This is a genomic window from Butyrivibrio sp. XPD2006, assembly GCF_000420865.1.
In the GTDB taxonomy this organism is placed as follows: Bacteria; Bacillota; Clostridia; order Lachnospirales; family Lachnospiraceae; genus Butyrivibrio.
This window is the reverse complement of sequence record NZ_ATVT01000017.1, coordinates 46,021-67,436: the sequence shown is the minus strand read 5'-3', so window position 1 is coordinate 67,436 and position 21,416 is coordinate 46,021. Positions and strand designations below refer to the sequence as shown.

26 protein-coding genes are annotated in these 21,416 nt (G+C 44.0%); 21 read left to right on the top strand and 5 right to left on the bottom strand.

Annotation, left to right across the window (positions count from 1 at the left end):
* The first annotated feature begins 1 nt into the window (after nt 1).
* The 8 genes from G590_RS0115930 (at nt 2) to G590_RS0115890 (ending at nt 8,018) form a co-directional block, all read left to right on the top strand.
* The gene (locus tag G590_RS0115930) at nt 2-886 is read left to right on the top strand and encodes a branched-chain amino acid ABC transporter permease (RefSeq protein ID WP_022766654.1); all 885 of its coding nucleotides are present in this window, start codon (nt 2-4) and stop codon (nt 884-886) included.
* A 12-nt stretch (nt 887-898) separates the two neighbouring features.
* The gene (locus G590_RS0115925; protein ID WP_022766653.1) at nt 899-1,960 is read left to right on the top strand and encodes a branched-chain amino acid ABC transporter permease; all 1,062 of its coding nucleotides are present in this window, start codon (nt 899-901) and stop codon (nt 1,958-1,960) included.
* The gene (locus G590_RS0115920) at nt 1,961-2,719 is read left to right on the top strand and encodes an ABC transporter ATP-binding protein (protein ID WP_022766652.1); all 759 of its coding nucleotides are present in this window, start codon (nt 1,961-1,963) and stop codon (nt 2,717-2,719) included.
* 95 nt (nt 2,720-2,814) lie between these two features.
* Complete coding sequence (locus tag G590_RS0115915) at nt 2,815-3,528, top strand: ABC transporter ATP-binding protein (RefSeq protein ID WP_022766651.1); 714 nt, start codon at nt 2,815-2,817, stop codon at nt 3,526-3,528.
* Nucleotides 3,529-4,122: 594 nt separating this feature from the next.
* Nucleotides 4,123-4,761: an AAA family ATPase gene (locus G590_RS0115910; protein ID WP_022766650.1), complete on the top strand. Its 639-nt coding sequence runs from the start codon at nt 4,123-4,125 to the stop codon at nt 4,759-4,761.
* A gap of 924 nt (nt 4,762-5,685) precedes the next feature.
* Nucleotides 5,686-6,162 carry a GNAT family N-acetyltransferase gene (locus G590_RS0115900; protein WP_022766649.1) on the top strand — a complete coding sequence of 159 codons (477 nt, stop codon included), beginning with the start codon at nt 5,686-5,688 and terminating at the stop codon, nt 6,160-6,162.
* Nucleotides 6,163-6,238: 76 nt separating this feature from the next.
* Entirely contained in the window at nt 6,239-7,288 is a 1,050-nt protein-coding gene (locus G590_RS0115895; protein WP_022766648.1) for a 5'-3' exonuclease, read from the top strand.
* Nucleotides 7,289-7,292: 4 nt separating this feature from the next.
* Nucleotides 7,293-8,018: a lysophospholipid acyltransferase family protein gene (locus tag G590_RS0115890; protein WP_022766647.1), complete on the top strand. Its 726-nt coding sequence runs from the start codon at nt 7,293-7,295 to the stop codon at nt 8,016-8,018.
* 62 nt (nt 8,019-8,080) lie between these two features.
* Here G590_RS0115890 and G590_RS0115885 read toward each other — a convergent pair whose 3' ends face one another.
* From G590_RS0115885 to G590_RS0115875, 3 genes are all read right to left on the bottom strand, one after another.
* Nucleotides 8,081-8,530, bottom strand: a complete 450-nt coding sequence (locus tag G590_RS0115885; RefSeq protein ID WP_022766646.1) for a hypothetical protein — start codon at nt 8,528-8,530, stop codon at nt 8,081-8,083.
* 22 nt (nt 8,531-8,552) lie between these two features.
* Nucleotides 8,553-8,924 (bottom strand): hypothetical protein, encoded by a 372-nt coding sequence (locus G590_RS0115880; RefSeq protein ID WP_022766645.1) that lies wholly within the window; start codon nt 8,922-8,924, stop codon nt 8,553-8,555.
* A gap of 278 nt (nt 8,925-9,202) precedes the next feature.
* A complete protein-coding gene (locus G590_RS0115875) occupies nt 9,203-10,453 on the bottom strand; it encodes a sensor histidine kinase (RefSeq protein WP_022766644.1) in 1,251 nt (416 codons plus the stop codon).
* Nucleotides 10,454-10,516: 63 nt separating this feature from the next.
* On the opposite strand from G590_RS0115875, the gene G590_RS0115870 reads away from it, so the two are divergent.
* The 4 genes from G590_RS0115870 (at nt 10,517) to G590_RS19895 (ending at nt 12,576) form a co-directional block, all read left to right on the top strand.
* A complete protein-coding gene (locus G590_RS0115870) occupies nt 10,517-11,323 on the top strand; it encodes a hypothetical protein (RefSeq protein ID WP_022766643.1) in 807 nt (268 codons plus the stop codon).
* Nucleotides 11,320-11,517: a hypothetical protein gene (locus G590_RS0115865; protein WP_022766642.1), complete on the top strand. Its 198-nt coding sequence runs from the start codon at nt 11,320-11,322 to the stop codon at nt 11,515-11,517. The genes G590_RS0115870 and G590_RS0115865 overlap by 4 nt, the downstream gene beginning before the upstream one ends.
* Before the next feature lie 110 nt (nt 11,518-11,627).
* Entirely contained in the window at nt 11,628-12,041 is a 414-nt protein-coding gene (locus G590_RS20875; RefSeq protein WP_051142173.1) for an AAA family ATPase, read from the top strand.
* Nucleotides 12,007-12,576, top strand: coding sequence for a DUF4143 domain-containing protein (locus G590_RS19895; protein WP_051142172.1), 570 nt, complete (start codon nt 12,007-12,009; stop codon nt 12,574-12,576). Before G590_RS20875 ends, G590_RS19895 begins: the two co-directional genes overlap by 35 nt.
* Nucleotides 12,577-12,654: 78 nt before the next feature.
* Here the strand turns inward: G590_RS19895 and G590_RS19890 are convergent, their stop codons facing one another.
* The gene (locus G590_RS19890) at nt 12,655-12,849 is read right to left on the bottom strand and encodes a DUF6465 family protein (protein ID WP_051142171.1); all 195 of its coding nucleotides are present in this window, start codon (nt 12,847-12,849) and stop codon (nt 12,655-12,657) included.
* A gap of 177 nt (nt 12,850-13,026) precedes the next feature.
* Between G590_RS19890 and G590_RS0115850 the strand changes: the two genes are divergently transcribed.
* The 9 genes from G590_RS0115850 to G590_RS0115810 all read left to right on the top strand — a co-directional run bounded on the left by G590_RS0115850 (nt 13,027) and on the right by G590_RS0115810 (nt 19,861).
* Nucleotides 13,027-13,839 carry a hypothetical protein gene (locus G590_RS0115850; RefSeq protein ID WP_022766640.1) on the top strand — a complete coding sequence of 271 codons (813 nt, stop codon included), beginning with the start codon at nt 13,027-13,029 and terminating at the stop codon, nt 13,837-13,839.
* Entirely contained in the window at nt 13,826-14,623 is a 798-nt protein-coding gene (locus G590_RS0115845; protein WP_022766639.1) for a hypothetical protein, read from the top strand. The genes G590_RS0115850 and G590_RS0115845 overlap by 14 nt, the downstream gene beginning before the upstream one ends.
* 37 nt (nt 14,624-14,660) lie before the next feature.
* The gene (pseC, locus tag G590_RS0115840) at nt 14,661-15,857 is read left to right on the top strand and encodes a UDP-4-amino-4,6-dideoxy-N-acetyl-beta-L-altrosamine transaminase (RefSeq protein ID WP_022766638.1); all 1,197 of its coding nucleotides are present in this window, start codon (nt 14,661-14,663) and stop codon (nt 15,855-15,857) included.
* Between the two features lie 198 nt (nt 15,858-16,055).
* The gene (locus tag G590_RS0115835; RefSeq protein ID WP_022766637.1) at nt 16,056-16,439 is read left to right on the top strand and encodes a type II toxin-antitoxin system RelE/ParE family toxin; all 384 of its coding nucleotides are present in this window, start codon (nt 16,056-16,058) and stop codon (nt 16,437-16,439) included.
* Nucleotides 16,429-16,839, top strand: a complete 411-nt coding sequence (locus G590_RS19885) for a helix-turn-helix domain-containing protein (protein ID WP_022766636.1) — start codon at nt 16,429-16,431, stop codon at nt 16,837-16,839. Before G590_RS0115835 ends, G590_RS19885 begins: the two co-directional genes overlap by 11 nt.
* The gene (locus tag G590_RS0115825; RefSeq protein ID WP_022766635.1) at nt 16,836-17,276 is read left to right on the top strand and encodes a hypothetical protein; all 441 of its coding nucleotides are present in this window, start codon (nt 16,836-16,838) and stop codon (nt 17,274-17,276) included. Before G590_RS19885 ends, G590_RS0115825 begins: the two co-directional genes overlap by 4 nt.
* Nucleotides 17,277-17,385: 109 nt before the next feature.
* The gene (locus tag G590_RS0115820) at nt 17,386-18,027 is read left to right on the top strand and encodes a flavin reductase (RefSeq protein ID WP_022766634.1); all 642 of its coding nucleotides are present in this window, start codon (nt 17,386-17,388) and stop codon (nt 18,025-18,027) included.
* Nucleotides 18,028-18,069: 42 nt separating this feature from the next.
* Nucleotides 18,070-18,228, top strand: coding sequence for a rubredoxin (rd, locus tag G590_RS0115815; RefSeq protein ID WP_022766633.1), 159 nt, complete (start codon nt 18,070-18,072; stop codon nt 18,226-18,228).
* Nucleotides 18,229-18,352: 124 nt separating this feature from the next.
* Complete coding sequence (locus G590_RS0115810) at nt 18,353-19,861, top strand: hypothetical protein (protein ID WP_022766632.1); 1,509 nt, start codon at nt 18,353-18,355, stop codon at nt 19,859-19,861.
* 3 nt (nt 19,862-19,864) lie between these two features.
* Here the strand turns inward: G590_RS0115810 and G590_RS0115805 are convergent, their stop codons facing one another.
* On the bottom strand, nt 19,865-21,391 hold the full coding sequence (locus G590_RS0115805; RefSeq protein WP_022766631.1) for a hypothetical protein: 1,527 nt from the start codon (nt 21,389-21,391) through the stop codon (nt 19,865-19,867).
* Between the last annotated feature and the right edge of the window lie 25 nt (nt 21,392-21,416).

The window sequence follows — 21,416 nt, the reverse complement described above, 5'->3', positions numbered from 1 at the left end:
AATGAGTTTTTTAACCTATCTCATTAATGGACTTAGTCTTGGAAGTATCTATGCCATAATCGCCCTGGGATACACCATGGTTTATGGAATTGCCAAGATGCTGAACTTTGCTCACGGTGATTTTATCATGGTGGGCTGCTACATTATCTTTTCCGTAAGCGCAGCACTTTCGGGCAATTCAGTGATTGGCATTATTGTGGCGATAGTCCTTTGTACACTCCTGGGCGTTACAACCGAGTTCGTGGCCTACAGGCCTCTCAGAGGAGCTGCATCACCCCTGGCGGTTCTTATCACAGCCATCGGCGTCAGCTATCTTCTTGAAAACATTGCGCTCCTTATCTACGGCGCAGACATCAAGTCATTTTCTTCAGTCATCAAGTGGGAAGGCCTTTCTTTTGCAAACGGCCAGCTGAAGATCCAGGGCGTAACAATCGTGACGATCCTTGTGAGCGTGGTTATCCTTACAGTGCTTCAGCTCTTTATTAATAAGACGAAACAGGGACAGGCAATGCTTGCTGCCTCAGAGGACAAGGGAGCTGCGGCTCTCATGGGTATCAACGTCAATAAGACGATTGCCCTGACCTTTGCCATTGGTTCAGCTCTGGCAGCTGTGGCAGGAGCTCTTCTTTGCTCAGCTTATCCGTCCCTTTCTCCATACACCGGCGCAATGCCCGGTATTAAGGCTTTCGTAGCAGCGGTTCTCGGCGGAATCGGTTCGATCCCCGGAGCCATGATCGGTGGCCTTGTTCTCGGAATTGTTGAGATCCTGTCCAAGACCTACATTTCATCACAGCTCTCCGATGCGATCGTGTTCGGAATCCTGGTTGTGGTGCTGCTTGTAAGGCCAACAGGAATACTTGGCAAAAAAGTTCAGGAAAAGGTCTGAGGGGAAAACATTATGAACAAAACCACCAAACAAAATCTCATAACATACGGCATCGTAATCGCTGCCTACATTATATTGGAAGTCCTGATGCTGACCGGAAATATCTCCAGCCATCTTAAAGGTCTTTTGGTACCAATGACATATTACGCGATCATCGCAGTTGCCCTGAATCTCTGCGTAGGTATCCTGGGCGAGCTTTCCATCGGACACTGCGGCTTTATGTGCATCGGAGCCTTCTCCAGCGCATTCTTTTCCAAAGCAATGGAGAATACACTTCCCACAGTTCCGAGATTTATCATCGCATTCATAATCGGAATCGGCGTGGCAGCGCTGTTCGGCTTCCTTATCGGTATCCCGGTACTTCGTCTTAAGGGCGACTACCTGGCAATTGTAACTCTGGCCTTTGGTGAGATCATCAAGAACGTCATAAACTCTTTTTACATCGGAATCGATAGTAAGGGCTTGCACTTCACCATGAAAAGCGCCATGGACCTCGAGATGGAGGCGGACGGAAACGTCATCGTCAACGGAGCCATGGGAATCACAGGAACTCCGCACAACGCCAACTTTACAATAGGCATTGTGGTGCTTCTGATATCTCTTTTCGTGGTTCAGAATCTGATCAATTCCCGCGACGGCCGTGCAATCATGGCTATCCGCGACAACTATATCGCTGCTGAGGCAACAGGCGTCAACGTCACAGGTTACAAGATGATGGCGTTTACCATTTCTGCTGCAATTGCAGGGGCTGCGGGAGTTCTTTTCTCCCACAACATCACAACCCTGACGGCTTCATCACAGTACTTTGGCTACAACGCGTCCATCATGATCCTGGTTTACGTGGTACTGGGCGGAATCGGAAACATCCGCGGAAGCGTCATCGCAGCCTGCATCCTGTACCTGCTTCCTGAGCTGCTCAGAGGCCTTAACACCTACAGAATGCTGATCTACTCCATCATTCTGATCGTGATGATGATCGTTAACTGGTCACCCAAGATCATCGCCTGGAGGGAAAAGACCTTTGGAAAAAGCGGACTTCTGGGATTTCTCGGCAAGAAAAAGGAGGTGGCTTAAATGGCACTTCTTGAAGTAAACAACCTCAGTATCTCATTCGGCGGACTTCGCGCTGTTGACAACTTCAATATACAGATTGAGAAGGGTGAGCTTTACGGACTTATCGGACCTAACGGTGCCGGCAAGACCACAGTATTCAACCTTTTGACAGGTGTATACAAGCCAAACGAAGGAATCATCAGGCTTGACGGCGAGGACATCACTCGTAAGAGCACAATCGAGATCAACCACGCAGGAATAGCGAGAACCTTCCAGAACATCAGGCTTTTCAAGAACATGCCGGTTATCGACAACGTAAAAGTCGGACTGGCTGAGCATTACAAATACAGCGCCCTCGAGGGCATGCTCCACATCGGCAAGTACAAGAAGGTGGAAAAAGAGATGGATGACGAGGCTATGCGTCTTCTGAAGGTCTTTGACCTGGACGGCGAGCGCGACTATCTGGCCTCCAATCTCCCTTACGGCAAACAGCGTAAGCTCGAGATCGCAAGAGCAATGGCTACCGGCCCCAAGCTTCTTCTTCTGGACGAGCCCGCAGCCGGCATGAATCCCAATGAGACAAAAGAGCTGATGGATACCATCGCACTTGTCCGCAAGGAGTTTGACATGACCATCCTCCTGATCGAGCACGATATGAAGCTCGTTTCAGGTATCTGCGAGAAGCTGACAGTGCTGAACTTCGGCCGCGTGCTGTGTCAGGGCGAGACCAAGGAAGTGCTGAGCAATCCGGAAGTAATTACTGCTTATTTAGGTGAGTAGCTGAGAGAACTTGGCGAGGTATTATCGAGCCTAGTTCGAACGTGTTCTGGCGAGCGAAGCGAGGCACGAACTTCATTATGATTTAGAGGTGTATTATGGAACCAATTTTAGAGGTCAAGGACCTAAGTGTATATTATGGCGTGATCCAGGCCCTCAAGGGTATCTCTTTTCACGTAGACAAGGGTGAGATCGTGGCCCTGATCGGTGCAAACGGCGCAGGCAAGACCACAACACTTCACACGCTCTCAGGCCTTCTCAAGGCAGAGACAGGAGACATCCTCTATAAAGGTCATGAGCTGACCAAAACCCCGAGCCATAAGATTGTGAGCCTCGGAATGGCCCAGGTGCCGGAGGGAAGGCGCGTGTTCGCTGAGATGACCGTGCTCCAGAACCTCAAGATGGGCGCTTATACAAGATCAGACAAGGCTGAGATGGATGCAACCCTGCAGGATATCTACAGGAGATTCCCAAGACTTGAGGAACGTAAGAATCAGCTGGCCGGCACACTTTCCGGCGGTGAGCAGCAGATGCTTGCCATGGGCAGAGCTCTTATGTCACATCCCGAACTGATCCTCATGGATGAGCCATCCATGGGCCTTTCACCAATCTTCGTAAACGAGATCTTCAACATCATCCAGGATGTCAACAAGGACGGCGTTACCGTGCTCCTCGTTGAGCAGAACGCCCGCAAGGCGCTTTCCATCGCAAACAGAGCCTACGTCCTCGAGACCGGCTCCATCTCCAAGGAGGGCGATGCAAAAGAGCTTTTGAACGACGAAGCAATCAGGAAAGCATATCTGGGCGAGTGAGCACCTGTGAGTCACCGGGGACGTTTCAGTTTGACTCACAAGTTTGCTCCGCGGATGATAAATATTCTAGACAAAATATTGAAGGATGCAGGAACTTACTGCTCTGGCACCAAAAAGTGTCGTAGCATAGAGTCTCGAGCATCCTTATTTATTTGCAGGATATTGCAATTAAGCGCGTCAGTCATGCGCAGAGGAAATATTGTAAAAAACATGACTTTTGGGGCCTGAAATAGTCATGCGTATAGCAATTTTCTTTAATAAAATGACTGGTGAGTCATGCTCAGAGCAAAAAATCGTATAAGCATGACTTTTTTGAAAAATAAAGTCATGCTATTTTGAAAAAACAAATAAAACATGACTGTGACAAAAATCGAAGTCATGTTTTTACGAAAAAATTGATTTAGCATGACATTTCATGCTATTAAACAGTACATTTGTGCTCGTAATATCATAACAACCGCCTCATCCAAGAAATTGAGCAGGAATGAAGAAGAATACTGTATTTGCAATGGAATTAGAAGTATAATCTTATTAGAAGGTATCTAATACAATTATTAAGAAGATAATTGATCAAACGGGGAGGGACACAGAGCCTTGAAAAGAAATATAGTCATCACAATTGCCCGCCAGTACGGTAGTGGCGGAAGAACAGTCGGAGAGATGCTGGCCAATGACCTGGGTATTCATTATTATGACCACGAGCTGATCAAGCTTGCTTCGGAAGAGAGCGGAATCAATGAGAGCTTGTTTCTTGAAACAGATGAGAAGCTCAGAAATACGGGATTTTTCAAGATGCCGGTCAATGTCTACAGGGGCGAAGTGATTGGGCCTGAGAGCAAGGAGTTCACATCCGAAGCCAATCTCTTTAATTTCCAGGCCAAGGTTATCAAGAAACTTGCTGAAACCACAAGCTGCGTAATCGTTGGAAGAGCAGCAGACTTTGTACTTAAGGATTATGACAATGTGCTGAGTGTCTTTGTACACGCGCCACATGATTTCCTTGTTGAACAGGCGGCCAAGGTAAAGAGCCTTCCACTGCCGGAACTTGAGAAATTCATGGCAAAAGAGGATAAGTACCGCGCCGAGTACTATGAACACCACACAGGTCAGAAGTGGACCGATGCCATGAACTATGACCTTTGTCTCGACAGCAGCAAGCTTGGCTTTGATAAGTGTGTAGAAGCTATCAAGGCGCATGCCAAGGTCAGATTCGGCGAAGATATATTTGATTGAATATTAAAAGAGCAAGCAGTCGAATTATGCTTGCTCTTTTTTGGTGTAGTAATCACATTTTTCATAATAGATGCTCTCAAAGATCATTGGTAAAAGAGGGGCGATTACCGGTTGGTAATCAAAAAAGATCCTGATGCATGGCCGTGAGTTTATAGACGATTGCCTATGCTGAGACTCCGGCGGATATTTGCACAAAGGCATGGTGATTCGTGGCACATAGCCACTAAATGGTGAATAACCCTATGACAAGCTACCCACCTCCATATTTCTCATAACATAACTAGAAAGACGCTATCATATTTAAAAGATGAATTTCATCGATAAATAAGTGATGCATTGCCCTGAGCTTTGATGGCGAGTGCCATTTTTGAGGCCCGGCAGATAGGCGCGCACAAACGCAAGGGCAAATATATCACAGGGCAATATTTTCGTTCAATATAAAAAAGTTAAAAATAACGTCTGCTTGTAACTAATTTCTTCATATCCAAAATCCATCCGGTAAATAAGTTTCATAAAAATCCTCCAAACCCGCATAAATCCAGGATTATTACTGTATACAATCTTCATCTACATTGCCCTAAATGCGTTGCTAAATTGTGAATTTTGCGTTCATATTTTGTACATATTTACAAAAAGTGAATAGAAAGTAAAAAAATAATGAAAAAACCTCTTGCATTCCGTGTTAGCCTATGCTAATATAACTATGTTAGCAAAAGCTAACAATGAATTACACATAACGAGCCAAACAAGCTCGCCAAGCTTACTGGCTCAGACAGACCGAGTGACAATGCCAAGTCACCTGGTTACGACGAATAGTCATAAGAAATCTCCTACCTAAAAGCCGGTACATCTTGCCAATGTACCGGCATTTTTCTGATATAATATTACTACGTGTATCATCAGGAAGGAGCAGACTACCCGCCCATGAAACTAAGAGAAATGACAGACGCCGACAACGCCGCAGTGGCAGCACTTGTAAGGGACAATCTCAAACAGCACAATCTCGACATTCCGGGAACGGTATATTACGATGACGGCCTCGATCACCTGGCCGACTACTATAACGCCCCGGATCGCCGTTACTACGTATTATACGACCCATCTACAGGCGCGCTTATCGGCGGAATTGGCTTTGCAAGATTCGACCCGATGCCTGATACAGCAGAGCTCCAGAAGCTCTACCTGAGCGACTCGGCCAAGGGCCAAGGGCTCGGCTACAAGCTTATCGCCTATGTAGAGGATCGGATGAGAGAAGCGGGCTTTAAGACATCCTACCTGGAAACCCACGACAACCTTCAGGCAGCGATACATGAGTATGAGAAGTCAGGCTACAGGGAGATACCCAGACCTGATTTCGTCATACACAGCGCCATGACAAGGTTTTTTACCAAGCAGCTGTGAGCCTTATCACCAACTTGCCAAGGCCCCGGAATTTTCTATATAATAATGATAAATTATGCAATACAAGGATCAACTTATGAGGACAAACAACAATAAATTCATTCTGATAGACGGCAGCTCCATGCTGGTTACCAACTACTACGGCAACCTCCCCAAGGCGTTGCTTTTCGAAAAAGACCCCGAGAAAAAAGAAAAGCTCTTTTCCCAGATCATGCACAATGACAAGGGCCAGTACACCAACGCGATGTACGGTATGATGCGCACGATCCTCAAGATCATCGCAGAGCAGAAGCCCACGCATATGATGTTCGCCTTCGATACCACAAGGGACACCTTCAGGCGTGAGAAATATGCGGATTATAAGGGCAATCGTGGCGACACCCCCGAGCCTCTCAAGGAGCAGTTCCAGAACATGGAGGACATGTTAAAAGAGCTCGGACTTCCCGTCATGTTCGACGACCACTTCGAGGCAGACGACATCGTGGGCAGCGTCGCAACCAAATTCGAGAAACAGATTCCTTCATATATAATCACCAAGGACCATGACTATCTTCAGCTGGTCAGCGACTACACCAGAGTGTGGCTGATCCAGACCAAGCAGGAGACGGCAGATGAGCTCCAGTCCAAGTACGGCGCTGAGTTCGGCTGGAACAGGAAGCTGGTGGGCCTTCCGGATAAGGCCTTCGAAGTGACCCCTGACCTGTGCCTTAAGGAATACGGCGTGCGTCCGGAGCAGATCCCTGATCTCAAGGGCATCCAGGGCGATTCCAGCGACAATATCCCCGGTGTCAAGGGCGTCAGCAGCGCAGCGATCCCGCTTCTTGCCCATTACAACACGGTAGAGGGCATTTACGAGGCCATCGACGCTTGCCCGACTGACAAGGACCTTAAGACCCTGAACACCTTCTGGAAAGAGGAACTTGGCATCAGCCGCAGCCCGCTCAAGGCGCTTACCCAGTACAGGGACATGGCTTTTTTGTCAAAAGACCTTGCTCAGATCCGCAGGGATTATCCCATAACCGACAACCTGGACGACTTCAAATTAAATATTAACAAAGAAAAGGCCGGAGAGCAGTTCGAAAAGTACGGATTTAAGTCTCTTTTCGCTGCCCTGGAGGTAATCTGATTTCATGAGCAATTATTTAAAGACAATACTAATAAATATTCACTGGATCCTTTACTACGTGATCAAAGCAAGGATCTGGATGCGCCACCCCGAGCGCCACAGCATTGAAGAGCGCTATGCCATCGCGCAGAAGATGGTAGAGAGGATGAACAAGTCCTCGGGTTACAAGACCATCTGCTACGGCGAGGACAAGCTCCCCAGGGAGGGCGGCTACATTCTTTACCCCAATCATCAGGGCAAGTACGATGTTCCCGGAATCTTTGCGGTTCACAAGAGCCCGATTTCCTTTGTCATGGACGAGGCCAAGGCCCATATCATACTGGTGGCTGAGTTTTTGATGCTGGTGGACGGCAAGTCCATTATCCTCGACGATCTTCGCCAGACCCTGCGCACGTTCCAGGATATGGCAAAAGAGATACAGGACGAGGGCAAAAAATATATCCTCTTCCCGGAAGGCGGCTACAAAGAGGATAACAGAAACATCGTTGAGCACTTCAAAGCCGGAAGCTTCAAGCTCGCTCAGATGGCCAAGGCACCCATCGTTCCCGTGGCACTTGTTGATTCCTACAAGGTTTACAACAGCCCGTACAGAGGTCCTGTGACCACTTACGTTTACTACCTTGACCCGATCTACTACGATGATTATAAAGGCATGAAGACTCAGGAGATTGCCGAGATTGTAGAGAACAGAATAAAAGATAAGATAAAAGAACATCTTGAAAGTGTATAAGATGATAAAAATGTCCTTGCTAAACAAAAGGCGCAGCTCCCAGAAAGCTGCGCCTTTAGACGTTATTTGATATTCAATTTATTTGCTACTGTCTGAACCTGCTCGAGAGGATATCCGCATAAATCAGAAACTTCTTCAGGAGATTTACCTCTTAGGAGAATGTCTGTAATAACTTGCTCAATTCCTTGCTCAATTCCTTGCCTATATATGATTTTCGTCTCATAATCTATAACTTGTCCGCCCATAATCTTCTCAGCCTCCTCTTTTACAGCAGCTTTACTCTGTGCAAGCGCTGCCACCACTTTCTTTGTCAGCATGATGATTGAATGGTGAGTCATGACATCAATTTGGCCTTTTTCGAGCCTTTCCTTCAGTCTGTCATACAATTCTGAAAATCGCGTCCGGAATGAGTCAATTACTGTCATGTCTCCTGCCTCTATTTTAGCAAAATCGTCCTCGAAATTAAATAAGTAAAATGGTATCAAGAAGTATAATTCCTTCTCCAAGATCATATCACAATCATAATCCCGCAGCTTAAGTATGGGAACTTCGTAGCTTAAAGTTTTCCCTGTGGGGGCATTGACATTGCGTATCATACTCGAAGATTCTCAATATCATGCTGCCATCAGGGGTACTCTGGCATTCAAGATGAAAGATCCGCTCTGTTCCATCCGCGGATATGATTGCCAGAGCAGAATCAAGTATCTTCTTGTCCTGTTCTGATGATTCCTTATTAACGAAATAGGTCTCGTTAAGAGGAATCATCTTTTCGTTTCCTGTGTAGTTGGTTCCGGGAAACATCTCATTGATGAGGCTTATCAGCAATTTGCTATGCTCAACAACAAGAGTTCTAAACACATCGTCAAACGGTGTGTTCCCTGTGTTAATTTCATTTGTTGCTTCCATTTTTGTTCCTTTCTTAAATCTTTTAGTGAGAATAGTTCAGCGAATTGCCGAATTACTGTCATGAATATGACAGCTTAGCTCTGAATGAGCATATAGATTATATTAACATCAAATTCTTAAGATTTACCGTCGAAATTTCTTAAGATTTCTTAAGAATTAAAACTGATCGCTCGCAGACTGGGATTTGAATGCAAACTAAAGGCACAGCTCGAAAGCTGTGCCTTCTTCAACCTATCTACTTGAAAATGAACCGCTGACTCCGTCCCCTAGGACCATTTTTATATACATGTCAGTACCGCTTTCACCACAAAAGCCCCGTTTTCCATCTTAAAGCTCGCTACGCCGCCGTATTTCTCTGCGATGGCCTTGATCTGCGCAGTGCCGACTCCGCTCTGTACAGGCCTTGTGCTGATGGGAAGTCCGTTATCCTTAAACGAAACCTCGTTGGGCGAAGGATTCTTGGTCATGAGCTTTAGCTTGCGCCCGTCAAAAGAGATCTCCACCTGAAGAGCTCTTTTGTCCTGATCAAGGTGCGACTGGGCTTCAACCGCATTCTCCAGGGCGTTGGCCACAAGTGATGTTAGGTCGGTCTCCTCAATTGCGAAGCGCTCCGGAACAGCAGCTTTGATCCTGGGCTTGAAGCCAAGCTTCTGGCACTGACTTGCATAAATGGTCAATAGCTCGTTGACAATCGGGTTCTCGCAGAAGGAAACCGATGTTACGCCCTCCAGCATGGAATCAAATTCCTGCAGGTAGGATGCGGCGCTGTCATATTCCTGGTTCTGGATAAAGCCCGCCAGCACTCGGTTGAAGTGCCTTATGTCGTGCTTGTACTTGCGGATGGTCTGTTCGTTGCTCTCGTAGACGGAGAGGAGCTTCTTGAGCCTCTCTGTGCGCTCGGCCTGATAATATGCGATCTTCTCGTCGGAAACTTTTTTATCTATCTGATACGCCGTAAGCTCGTAGGAGATGACCGCCGCAGCTATCATGGTAACCAGGTAAATGACCGTGTACCACTGGACCATGTTGCTGCCATAGGGCTGGAGGTAATTGAGCATTGACGTGCGGAAGCACAGCAAACTCAGCAGTAGTCCCGAGGAAGCGGCTATTGTCCCATAGATGGCCCCGGCCAGATAGTCCGTGATGAAGGGCGTTACAAGAATAAAGAGCCAGAACGCGTCCATTCCGATGGTCCAGTCCACCTCCATGATGAAGTGGAAGAACATGATAAAACTGAGCATATAAGTCGTTATGATAGTGGATGCCGTATGACACTTGTAGAGCTTTAGATGAATTATGGCCAAAAGAAATAACGCAATGATCGCAATGTTGGTCACCACGCCGTGATAGTAGCCGGATTTGACGCATGGATAGATCGTCACCAGCGCATAAACAATGAATCCGGTGAGCAGGATGATTGAGATCCTGGACTTCTGCTCAACAACAGATGGGTTTCTTTCAAAGACTGCGAGCTGTTTTAAGTTGTATCTGAATCTGTTTCGTAAGTTCTCAAATCTCTTGGTTTCCATAACATAAGTATATGATATAGTGTATAATAATGGTAGGCATAGTTGCTTATTTGGGGGATAAAAATGTCATTTGATATCTCGCGGCTCACAAGCGCCGTCAATAAATATCTCAATTCAATTTCAGATATCGGCAGGCAGGCTGCGCAGCAGTCCCAGGAGATTGCGGACAAGGCTCAGTTTCAGGCTGATCTCAGCGAAGCCATCAAGGCCAACATCCAGAGCAAGACCCGTGACGTCGACACCATACCCGACATTGAGGCCATGGTGCAGAGCGAGGTTAAGTCTGCGACAGCAGCCATCGACTCCACCTTTGAGCAGATAAACGGCGCCTTCCTCGAGATTTCCGAGGCCGGTAAGAGCACATCTTTGGCAAAAGACAACCAGGCAGCCGTTTCGGCTACTGACAAGAGCGGAACAGGTTCTTCCGCCCAGACCGGTACCAAGTCCGGCAACACAGACGCTTACGCCGGCATTCTCAGTGCAGATGCGTTAAAAGAGCTCTCGAGTTCCGGTTATTTCTCCGGCAACATGATCGCAGGTTCTTTGTTCAAGACAGATGATGAGGACAGCACCGGCAGCAGCTCTGCAAGTACAAGCCCATTTGAAGCACAGTCCCTTGATCAACTCAACGTGAATTCGCTGCTTGCAAACTCTCTTGGAGTCAGCACTACGGCGACAGATTCACTCACATCTGCCCTTAAGGCGGTAGCGAACAGCACATCAAATACGGATACAGCATCCGCCGCAAGCACAGCTTCTGCCCTGGATGCTTCTTCTAGTAACGACCTTGCCAAGGCCCTTATCAAGGCCTATACCTCAGCTGCCAAGACAACGGCAACAACCAGTGTTTTTGGAGATTTCAGCCTATGAATAAACTACTCCTGATATACGCAGCGGTGATCTTCATCGCCGGTGTCGTATTCTTCACAATAGGGCAACTGAATATAACCAAGGAAGGTCAGGATGAAGAGACTGTAGAGTTTTTCAAATGGATGAGAACCTTCGCCATTATAGCAGTGATACTGGCTGCGGTCTGTTTGGTGGCGGCCTTGAATGTTGGATAGAGAAAAGCATTTACACCTCAGGACAATTTGCCCTGGGGTGTTTTTTATAACATTATTGTAATCACTAAAAATGTAGAATTCTACAATTTTGTTGATTATGAAAACATGCAGTGTTAGTAAGGAAAAAATGCAAAGAAAAAGATGATTACTATGTTTTTATAGATGAAATACAGAAGGTATATTCTATAATCAATCCTAATTTCACTGACGGCAAACATGTTTTAGCGGATGCTAATGATACTGAGGTAATATCATTCGTTGATGTTGTACTTGGACTATCAAGAGAAAAGAATATAGATCTATATGTGACGGGATCAAATTCCAAAATGTTGTCTTCAGATATAGTTACTGAATTTAGAGATAAGGCAACAAATATTAAACTTTCTCCGTTGTCATTTGAGGAATACTACGGATATATTGGAGGGTCAGCAACAGAGGCAATATATTCGTATATGCAATATGGCGGGATGCCATTAGCTGTATTAAAGAGTGGAGAAGAGCAGAAAAAAAGCCAATACGTTTGAAAGTGTCAGACATGAAAATATAGATAAACAGACGGTTGAAAGCTATATTGGTTACTTTAAAGATGCTTTCCTTTTGCGTGAGGCAAAACGCTATGACTTAAAAGGAAGAAAAGAAATAGGTGCACTTAGAAAGTATTATTTTATTGATACAGGATTACGAAATGCTCGCCTGAACTTTGCCTTTCCGGATGAAGGACAAATGCTTGAAAACATTGTCTATAATGAGCTTTGTTATAATGGATATTCTGTTAATGTTGGGGCATTTGATACTGTTGAAAAAGATAAGAATGGAAAATCGGTTCGTAAGAATAATGAGGTTGACTTCTATGCGACTAAAGGTTTGAAATCGCTTTATATCCAGGTTACTTCTGATATTTCTAATGCGGATACACGCGAAAGAGAAATACGCCCTTATTTTAAGTTGAATGATCAAGTACAAAAGATACTCGTTGTAAATAAACCAATTAAGGAATCCCTGGATGAAAATGGCTTTACCATTATAGGAATTACAGATTTTTTGTTGAAGTATATTTAGTGGGTTACAAATATAAAAATGAGCTCCTACCGTCAGGTAGGAGCTCAAATCCTTTTATTACGAAAACAAACTACAAAATTAAAGGTCGAAGCTTCCTGTTACGTCGTTATTTACAACGTAGTAAGCCTTTCCCTCTTCAGGCTTAACGTAGATGTCAAGATTCTTGATATCTTTCTTGCCGTAAGCCTTTTTAGCTGCAGCAACAAGAACGTCATCGCTTACTGCCTTGTCGCCAAACTGAAGCTCAATCTTTGTGTTAACCTTTGCTGCCATTTTTAGTTCCTCCCTTTTCATAAATGAAATGTAAACTATTAGAGGATATTATAATACGCTTTTTTGAATAGTTCAAATCATGTCGATGCTTTTAAATCTCACAAAAACTCAAATGTTTGACGCACGTCAAATAAAATTATATACTTAAATTAGTAAAAAGAAAAGGATTTATACGTTATGAAAACAGCAATAATCAAGGAAAAACAGGATCTTACATTCCTCAAATGGTCTCACGCCAGAACTTCAAGTGGTACAGCGGGTACATTCCTCAAATCCGAATCTGTGCTTGATGGGAAAAAGATATATTATAAGCTTTCGAATTTCGATGCCGAAAGCGGAGTAATAGGTCACGAGTGCATAAACGAGATTATTGTAGATAGACTCTTGACTGTGCTGGAGGTTCCGCATCTTAACTATCAGCTGATAAATGCAGATATAGAAATAGAGGGACGAGTTTATAATACATATCTCTGCGCGTCAGATGATTTTAAGGAACCCGGGGAGAATAAATGGGCATTAGATGACTACTATAATTTCAATGCAATTAAAGGAGAATCTCATTATGATTTCTGCGTCAGGAGCGGATTTGGCGAGTATATTGATCGGATGATAGCTGTAGACTACATAATCCTGAACAGGGACAGGCATGGTGCCAACATAGAGCTCCTTCGTAATGCTAAAAAGCATACTATAAGACTTGCACCATTGTTTGATCATGGATTGTCGCTTCTATATCCGTGTACCAACGACAAACTTGTCAATAAATACGATGTTATGGAGGATAAACCATGCAATAACTTTATTGGAAGCCGATCATGTCGGGATAACCTTGGAATTATCAAGGACAAGGAGGGTATATTCCCGGGGCATCTTAAGAAATCTGATAAAGAGATTATATTCGAAGGACTCGACGGAATAATATCTCCATCCCTGATTAAGAAAACATGGGAAATGATCTACAAGAGGTATACGTATTATGAAAATCTATGAAATCTATGATGATGATAACAACCGTTCGGTTGGAGTCCTTTTATACTACCCCAAAGAGAAAGCTTATATAGTCGAGCTCGAAGATGACCTCGATGAATGGACCGCTCCCCTGCTTTTCACAGCTTTTGTCAAGAGGGGGATATTTAGCATGCCTAGAGATGCAAGTTATCTGTGGGTTCGCGGAAGAGTAATTCCCAGTGGCCGCCAGAATATTAAGAGTATATTGAAGAACCATAACCTCAGGGAATACGACGAAATGAAACTTCTGGAGCTGTCTCGGGGCAGATGTTCGCAAGACAATATGTATATCCGAGAGATTGCTAAGCTCCCGAACTATGTGATTTCCAGGCAAAAGAGAAATTTGATTGATTGCACTGTCCTGGATGATACAAACATTCTGTGCTTTTTTGCAGATGGTAAGACACGAAAAATTGACCTGATGAAAACAGACAATGATGATTTGGCCGAGAAGGTCTGCAAGAACAAGAAGCTAATGAATTCATGCATGGTAGGTGTGGGCGGATATTATATAACCTTCAACAATTCGATAGATGTCCCTGCGGCTGAGTTGTATCGTGCAGGCAAGCTGATTCCTCTCAGTCTTGCAGACTTTATCACATTTGCAGGGTTCAATATAATTGATACACCACAGTGCTGTGATGAACTTTCCTGCACAAGGCAGAATCTCGCCTATATGACAGACCACGGACTGTTCGAACCCATCAAGATGAACACCAGAGGTAATCTTTATCTTAAGAGTGACGTGCTTCGCAGTAGGTGGTAAAATAATAACGCAAAGTCAAAGAAAGAAGGTTTATCGAATGGAAAAACTTGCGATACATGGGGGAACCCCCGTCAGATCGAAAAAGATATTTTACGGCCGTCAATGGATCGGAGAAGATGATGTTCAGGCAGTTGCCGGAACACTGAGAGGAGATTTCATAACCTGCGGACCGTCAGTTACAGCCCTTGAGCAGAAGCTCTGCGAGGTAACGGGAGCGAAATATGCTGTCTCAGTTTGTAACGGAACAGCTGCTCTTCACTGTGCAGCAATCGCAGCAGGTCTCGGCCCCGGGGATGAGGTTATCACAACACCTCTTACCTTTGCTGCTTCAGCTAACTGTGCGGTATATGTGGGCGCCAAGCCTGTCTTTGCAGATGTCAATCCTGATACCTACAACATAGATCCTGATTCAATCGAAGCTCACATCACAGAGCGCACCAAGGCGGTAGTAGCTGTAGACTTCACAGGTCAGGCAGTTGAGCACGACAGGATCCGCGAGATTTGTGATAAGCACGGACTTACTCTGATCATCGACGCGGCTCACGCCATCGGCACCAAGTACAATGGTAAGCCCGAGGGAACCCTTGGAGATATGACATGCTTTAGCTTCCATCCTGTTAAGACCATCACATCCGGAGAGGGCGGAGCCATCACCACCAACGATCCGGAGCTATACAAGAAGCTTCACCTTGCAAGCCAGCACGGTATCGTACATGATCAGGCTGACTTCGTGGATAAAGACCCTGAGGGCCCATGGGTATATGAGATGCAGACCCTTGGATTTAACTACCGTATGACAGATTTCCAGGCAGCGCTCCTTTCAAGCCAACTGAACAAGCTTCAGGAGTTCTCTGACAGGAGAAAGGCCATCGTTAATCGCTACAATGAAGCCTTTGCGGACGTTCCCGAACTCTTCATTCAAAAAGAGATTCCGGAGTCCGATACAACAAGGCACCTGTATATCATCCAGCTGCAGCTTGATAAGCTCACCTGCACACGCCGCGAGTTCTTCGATGCCATGGCAGCAGAAAACGTCCAGTGTCAGGTCCACTATGTACCTGTTTACTACTTCCCGTTCTATCAGAAGATGGGCTACACAAAGGGCCTGTGCCCAAATGCTGAGCACATCTACAAGGGCATAATGAGTATTCCGCTTTATCCCATGATGACAGATGAGGATGTGGAGAGCGTTATCACAGCGGTCAAGAAGATCATTGACTACTATAGGAAGTAATGTGATTTAGGAAAATCTATAAGCAATTATGTATGAAAACGCAAAAGCGAACGAAAACAACGTTTACTTTTGCGTTTTGTTCATATTGTGATTATATTGATCTGAGATTATGGTATGGCTTCAAATTACTATTGAAAATATTACTTATAAGTAATATTATAATAGTACACTCATTTGAGTAGAAAGGAGGGGCTATGTTTGACGCTTGAACATATAGGTATCGAGGGACTATCTGATATATACATAATATCTAATGTGAAAAAAGAATTTGAAAAAGCAGTTGATGAGATATGGAAACGAAATCCTCCGTGGAAAAGATATCATGGTAAAATGATTCAGGATTTAGCTGTCCTTCAATGCCAGAAAGAAAAGGCCATTGATTTAGAATGCTTTGAGAAAATAAAAGATGATATATATAGTATTCGGCATCCCGAGACAAGAAAAAATGTTAGAGTTCTGTACACTATTACAGATAACGGAGAAGTAATTTTACTTACAGTTTTTTTAGAGAAGAATGACAATGATTATAATATAGCGATAAAAAGAGCTGAATATAGATTGAGATGGTTAAATGAAGGGTGAAAAGATGGGAATACAGGATAAAATTGCAAGAGCAAAGGAAACAAATTGGTTAACTGATGGGCTATCAAAGGCTGAAATGAAAAGTATAGTTGAGTTGGCTCAGATTTCATCAAAGATTGAGAGACGAAGAATAGAAATGGGTATGACACAAAAAGAATTTGCTGTCTATATGGGAGTTTCTCAGGGAATGGTATCAAAATGGGAGAGCAGAGATTACAATTTTACTATCAAGTCATTGAATGAAATATGTAGCAAAATAGATTTGACATTTACGCCGGTTTTAAATAACAAAATAATCACTGAAAAATTCTCTCTGATAAAGAATGATAGCAAAATGTATATTCCTAAGATATCAGTAAATAACTTGACGTCAGAGAATAGGAGAAACTGTATAGCATGAATTTTAATAGTGTAGCAACTGGAATAAATATATTGGGTAGCACAATTTCAAATATAGCTGTAAATAGTAATATAGCTGATTTGAAACCTGATGCACAGAAAGCAATTGGTCTCTCTGTACATGAGCCAACTATAAGAAAAGATGGGAATGTCTTCTTGGGAATTGTCCAAATTGATATTGAAATTAAAATCGATCAGTCTGAAGAGGAAAAAGCAAATTTGACTATATCAATCGGGGGAACATTTGAGTCTGGTTCAGATTCAAGCAAAGAAGATTTTATTAACCTTTTAGCTATCAACGGAGTGTCTGCTTTGATAGGAGTGGCTCGTGGAAAGATAGAATCTATAAGCGCAGCTATATTTAATTCAGGTAAAATCACAATACCTTTTATTAATGTTATTGAATACTATAAAAGTGTGGCTGATTCAAATCAGTAGAACAAATATTAACTTTCCATTAAGAGCCTTCCTTTTAGGGAGGCTCTTTTGTATAATTATAAACACACACCTAAACGTAATATCAAACAAACTTTAAGGAGGAACAGCTATGCCGGAATTCAACAATAAAGCCATGTACAAGCTTTCATATGGTCTGTTTGTCTGCACTGCGGTTCAGGGCGACAAGAAAAACGGATGCATAATCAATACAGCTGTACAGGTTGCGTCTGACCCAAACACCATTTCAATTGCGGTCAATAAGGCTAATTACACCCATGACATGATCAAGGAAACTAAGACCTGCAACATATCTGTCATCAGCAAGGAAGCTAAATTTGACCTTTTCAAGCACTTTGGATTCCAGTCCGGACGCGATGTGGACAAATTCAGCCCGGAATATCCGAGCAGTAGCTATGCGATGGCAGACAATGGCATTCCTTATATCATAGAGGGCACCAACGCCTACTTCTCACTTAATGTAAAACAGGAAGTAGATCTTGGCTCCCACACACTCTTCATCTGCGAACCGGCCTTCATGACCGTGCTCTCGGATGTACAGTCCTGTACCTATGAATTCTACCAGAGCGATATCAAGCCCAAACCTCAGGCAGTTGGTACAACACCCAAGGGCGAGACGGTATGGCGCTGCACAATATGCGGCTATGAATACGTGGGCGAAGACCTTCCGGACGATTTCATTTGCCCGATCTGTAAGCATGGCAAGGATGATTTTGAGAAGATAATCCGCTAACAATGAATGATCTTATACTAAAGCCAAAGGAGGTAATTTCTTATGAAGTACGTATGCAATGTATGTGGTTATGTCTATGACGAGGCAGCAGGCGATCCCGATAACGGAATTGCTCCCGGAACCAAGTGGGAGGACCTGCCCGATGATTTCACCTGCCCGCTTTGCGGCGTAGATAAAGACCAGTTCTCAGAACAGGCATAAACAACTAAAATGAATATGATATGAAACAGCAAGGAGTCGGTTCATTGATTGAACCGGCTCCTTGTTTTGTGCCATTCTATGATATAATCTTAGACAAGTGACTAATACTAACGGAGAAGAATAAATGGATTACTTCAGGAATAAAGAGACAATCAAGAGAATATTCACAGCACTCTTCATAGTGGCTGCAATAATGATAGCGGTTCCCATCGTAGCAGCAAACGGATTCACATACCTTTGTGAAGACGATTTCAGCTTTGAAGCCGGGGCAAAAGACATGTTCATAGCCTACGGGTCATCCTTTAAAGGAGCTCTTGTGAGAGCGTGGGAATACTACAACTCTAATCAGGGAACGTTTTTCTTTAATTTTGTGGTCCACTTTGTAAGAGCCTATTCCAGATGGGATCTCCCGGGATTCCATTTTTACATGATCTGCGTAAGCGTTATGTTTGTAGTTTCGCTCTTTGTGATTATCAGGAAACTTCTGCGTGATAAAACGGCAGCAATCATGATATTTGCGTTGTCATTATTTGTGATTTTTGGAATGAACGGAACTCATCCATCACAGGAGCTGTTCTTCTGGTATACGGGAACCATGAATTTTACTCTTGAGTTTATATTGTCTTTCTTTAGTTGCACTCTGCTGCTCAAGTATATACGAGGCACTGAGACAAGTCAGGTAAAAGAGGCTTTATACCTGATTGTAAGCAGCATCCTGGCCTTTTTTGCAAGTGGCGGAGCTCTCAATGTTGTGTCAGCATCTTGTTCGTGGCTTCTTGCAATAGAGATACTGTATTTTATCAGAACCGGCAAATCCGGTTTTAAGGTGAAATCGATCATTCCGCTCTGCTTTGCACTTGTGGGAGCTATTGTCAATGTGATCGGCCCGGGCAACTATATCAGATCTAATGCCGGAATAGTGGAAGGTCATGAGACTTTTTTAGACGGATTAAGAGATGCTTTTGTCACCTGTGCATCGGAAGATAAGATACTATTTACAAGTTTGAGCTTCATCGCCACTCTGTTTCTGGTACTGGCAATATGCCTGTTTTTGAAAGTCAGGATAGTAGACGGGAAGGTTTCGACACCTGTACTGGTAACAGTGTTCGTGGGAACCTGGCTGATACGATTATTTACAATGTTCCCGGTTTCATATGGATATCATTCAGATGTGATAGGAAACCAGAGAACTCAGGCATCCTATGAGATTGTTGCGAAACTGATGTATATACTGTTCGTGATTTTCCTCGGTCAGTGGCTTCACGAAAGACTTGAAGGCAGAAACACCAACATCTCAAAATACCTTCCGACAGCCCTTGTAGCCATTACACTAATTATTTCTCTTGCCGGTTACGGAAAGATTAAGTCGGAGATCAAGAGCAGTATATCTTATGAAGCCTTTGATGACTTCAGGACAGGCGCCATGCAGGAGAGCTACACCGTAAGGGAGTATGTACTCTCAAGTCTTCGTCTCGCGGAAAAAGAGAGTGATGCGATAGTATACGTGCCCGGCTTTAAAAAAGCAGTATCAGCTTATGGCATGGGACTCTCTGTTGACTGTGAGGAATTTGTAAACAGGTCAGCAGCAGGACTATTTGATTTGCATACAGTCACTGTTATATATGGTGAATGAGACTTAAAAATCATATGGCTCGGCATCATATATTACTTCTTCTTTGTCAAAGAAATACTTAGTGCCGCTTTTCCAGTCTTCTGCCTCGTGAGGATACAGACAGTCCGGATCAACAGCAATCGGAGAGACGTATACAACAGCATCGTCTGACTGAAGTTTATTGATGTTTTCACTCATCTGTAGGCCGTAGTAAGCAGCTGTGCCGTTTTTGATATTGTTTATTGCTGATGCTGTGGTATATGCACCGGGTTTTTGTCCGAGAATCTGTACAGTGCTGCAAGCAATAATGATGATCGCTGCTACGGTCAGAGCTATGCCTGCAACAGGAGAATACTTGTTAAAGCCTTTATTATGAAGCCAGCCGCAGTAATAGAAAACATTGAAAAACAGCAGCAGAACGAATGCGAAAAAGATCGTGTTGGAAACCCTGGTAACACTAAGATTTGCATCTATATAAGGCTCAGATATTTCGGCATCACCAAGATAGGCAAAAGGGGCATAAAGAGCACTCAATAGGCAGAAGCTAATCACAGTAACAAGTACCGGCAGCGGGAACTTGAATGTCGCTTTTTCAAAGAGCTTATCAGCACTGTTTGAGTACCAGATAATAGCTGCTGTAAGAAGTATAAAGCCAAGGGTCACGCCACTGAAATGTCTCTGAATAAATGCGGAGCCTAAGGCAAATGAATTCTTTACTACAACAAACAGGTTGTTGTTATTGGATCCCAGCAGCATTCTCTGTTTATTGCCCGGAGCTCCCAGATTTATGGCGGCTCCCACGAAAAATGAGATTATCATCGGAAGACTGCGAAGGAATTTATCATAGGTTCTGTCACCGTATACTCTCTGATAAAGAACAAGACCTGCATAGAAGAGTACTATGAATAAAAGACCTCCGAACACAGTTATGTTGTTGGTTCCTGCAGCCAGGAATCCCAGTATGCTGATAAGGACCGTCCTGACTATGCGCTTCTTATTATCCGATGTCCAGATATGGTTAACCGTCAATGCGATAAACAGTATCAGGAGTGAATGAGCAAAGGTATAATGTACAGCGCTGTTGAACCAGGTGAAGGCTTCTGCCTTTCCATCAACGCCCTGTATCGTATACATAGTTAGAAGTGATAAGAGACACCATTTTACGGCGCCTGATGCATTAAAGAGCTTGTTAAATACAACGCTCAAAAGATAGTAATACGATAGCAGGATAGACAGCAGCATGATGCTTCCACCAAGGTGATATAGCTTAATGCCAAATACAGCAGGCTCAAGTGCCATGAAAAAGCATGAAGTATAAGTCCCCTGCCAGGTAAAATAAGTATTTATCACATGCTCAAAAGCGGGACCCAGGGTGGCAAAAACAGAACCTGTTCTTAAAAAGGCTTGTCTTGCATCAGCCGAATATCCAAAGTCATCAGCCCACGGATATGCAAACTTGGATACATATATAATAGGAAGCAGCGTGGCTATCAGTATTATGACCAAAATAATAGCCAGTATTTTTATTCTGTTGTTCAATAATTTCTGCATCTAGTTGGTTCCCTTCTAAATGAAG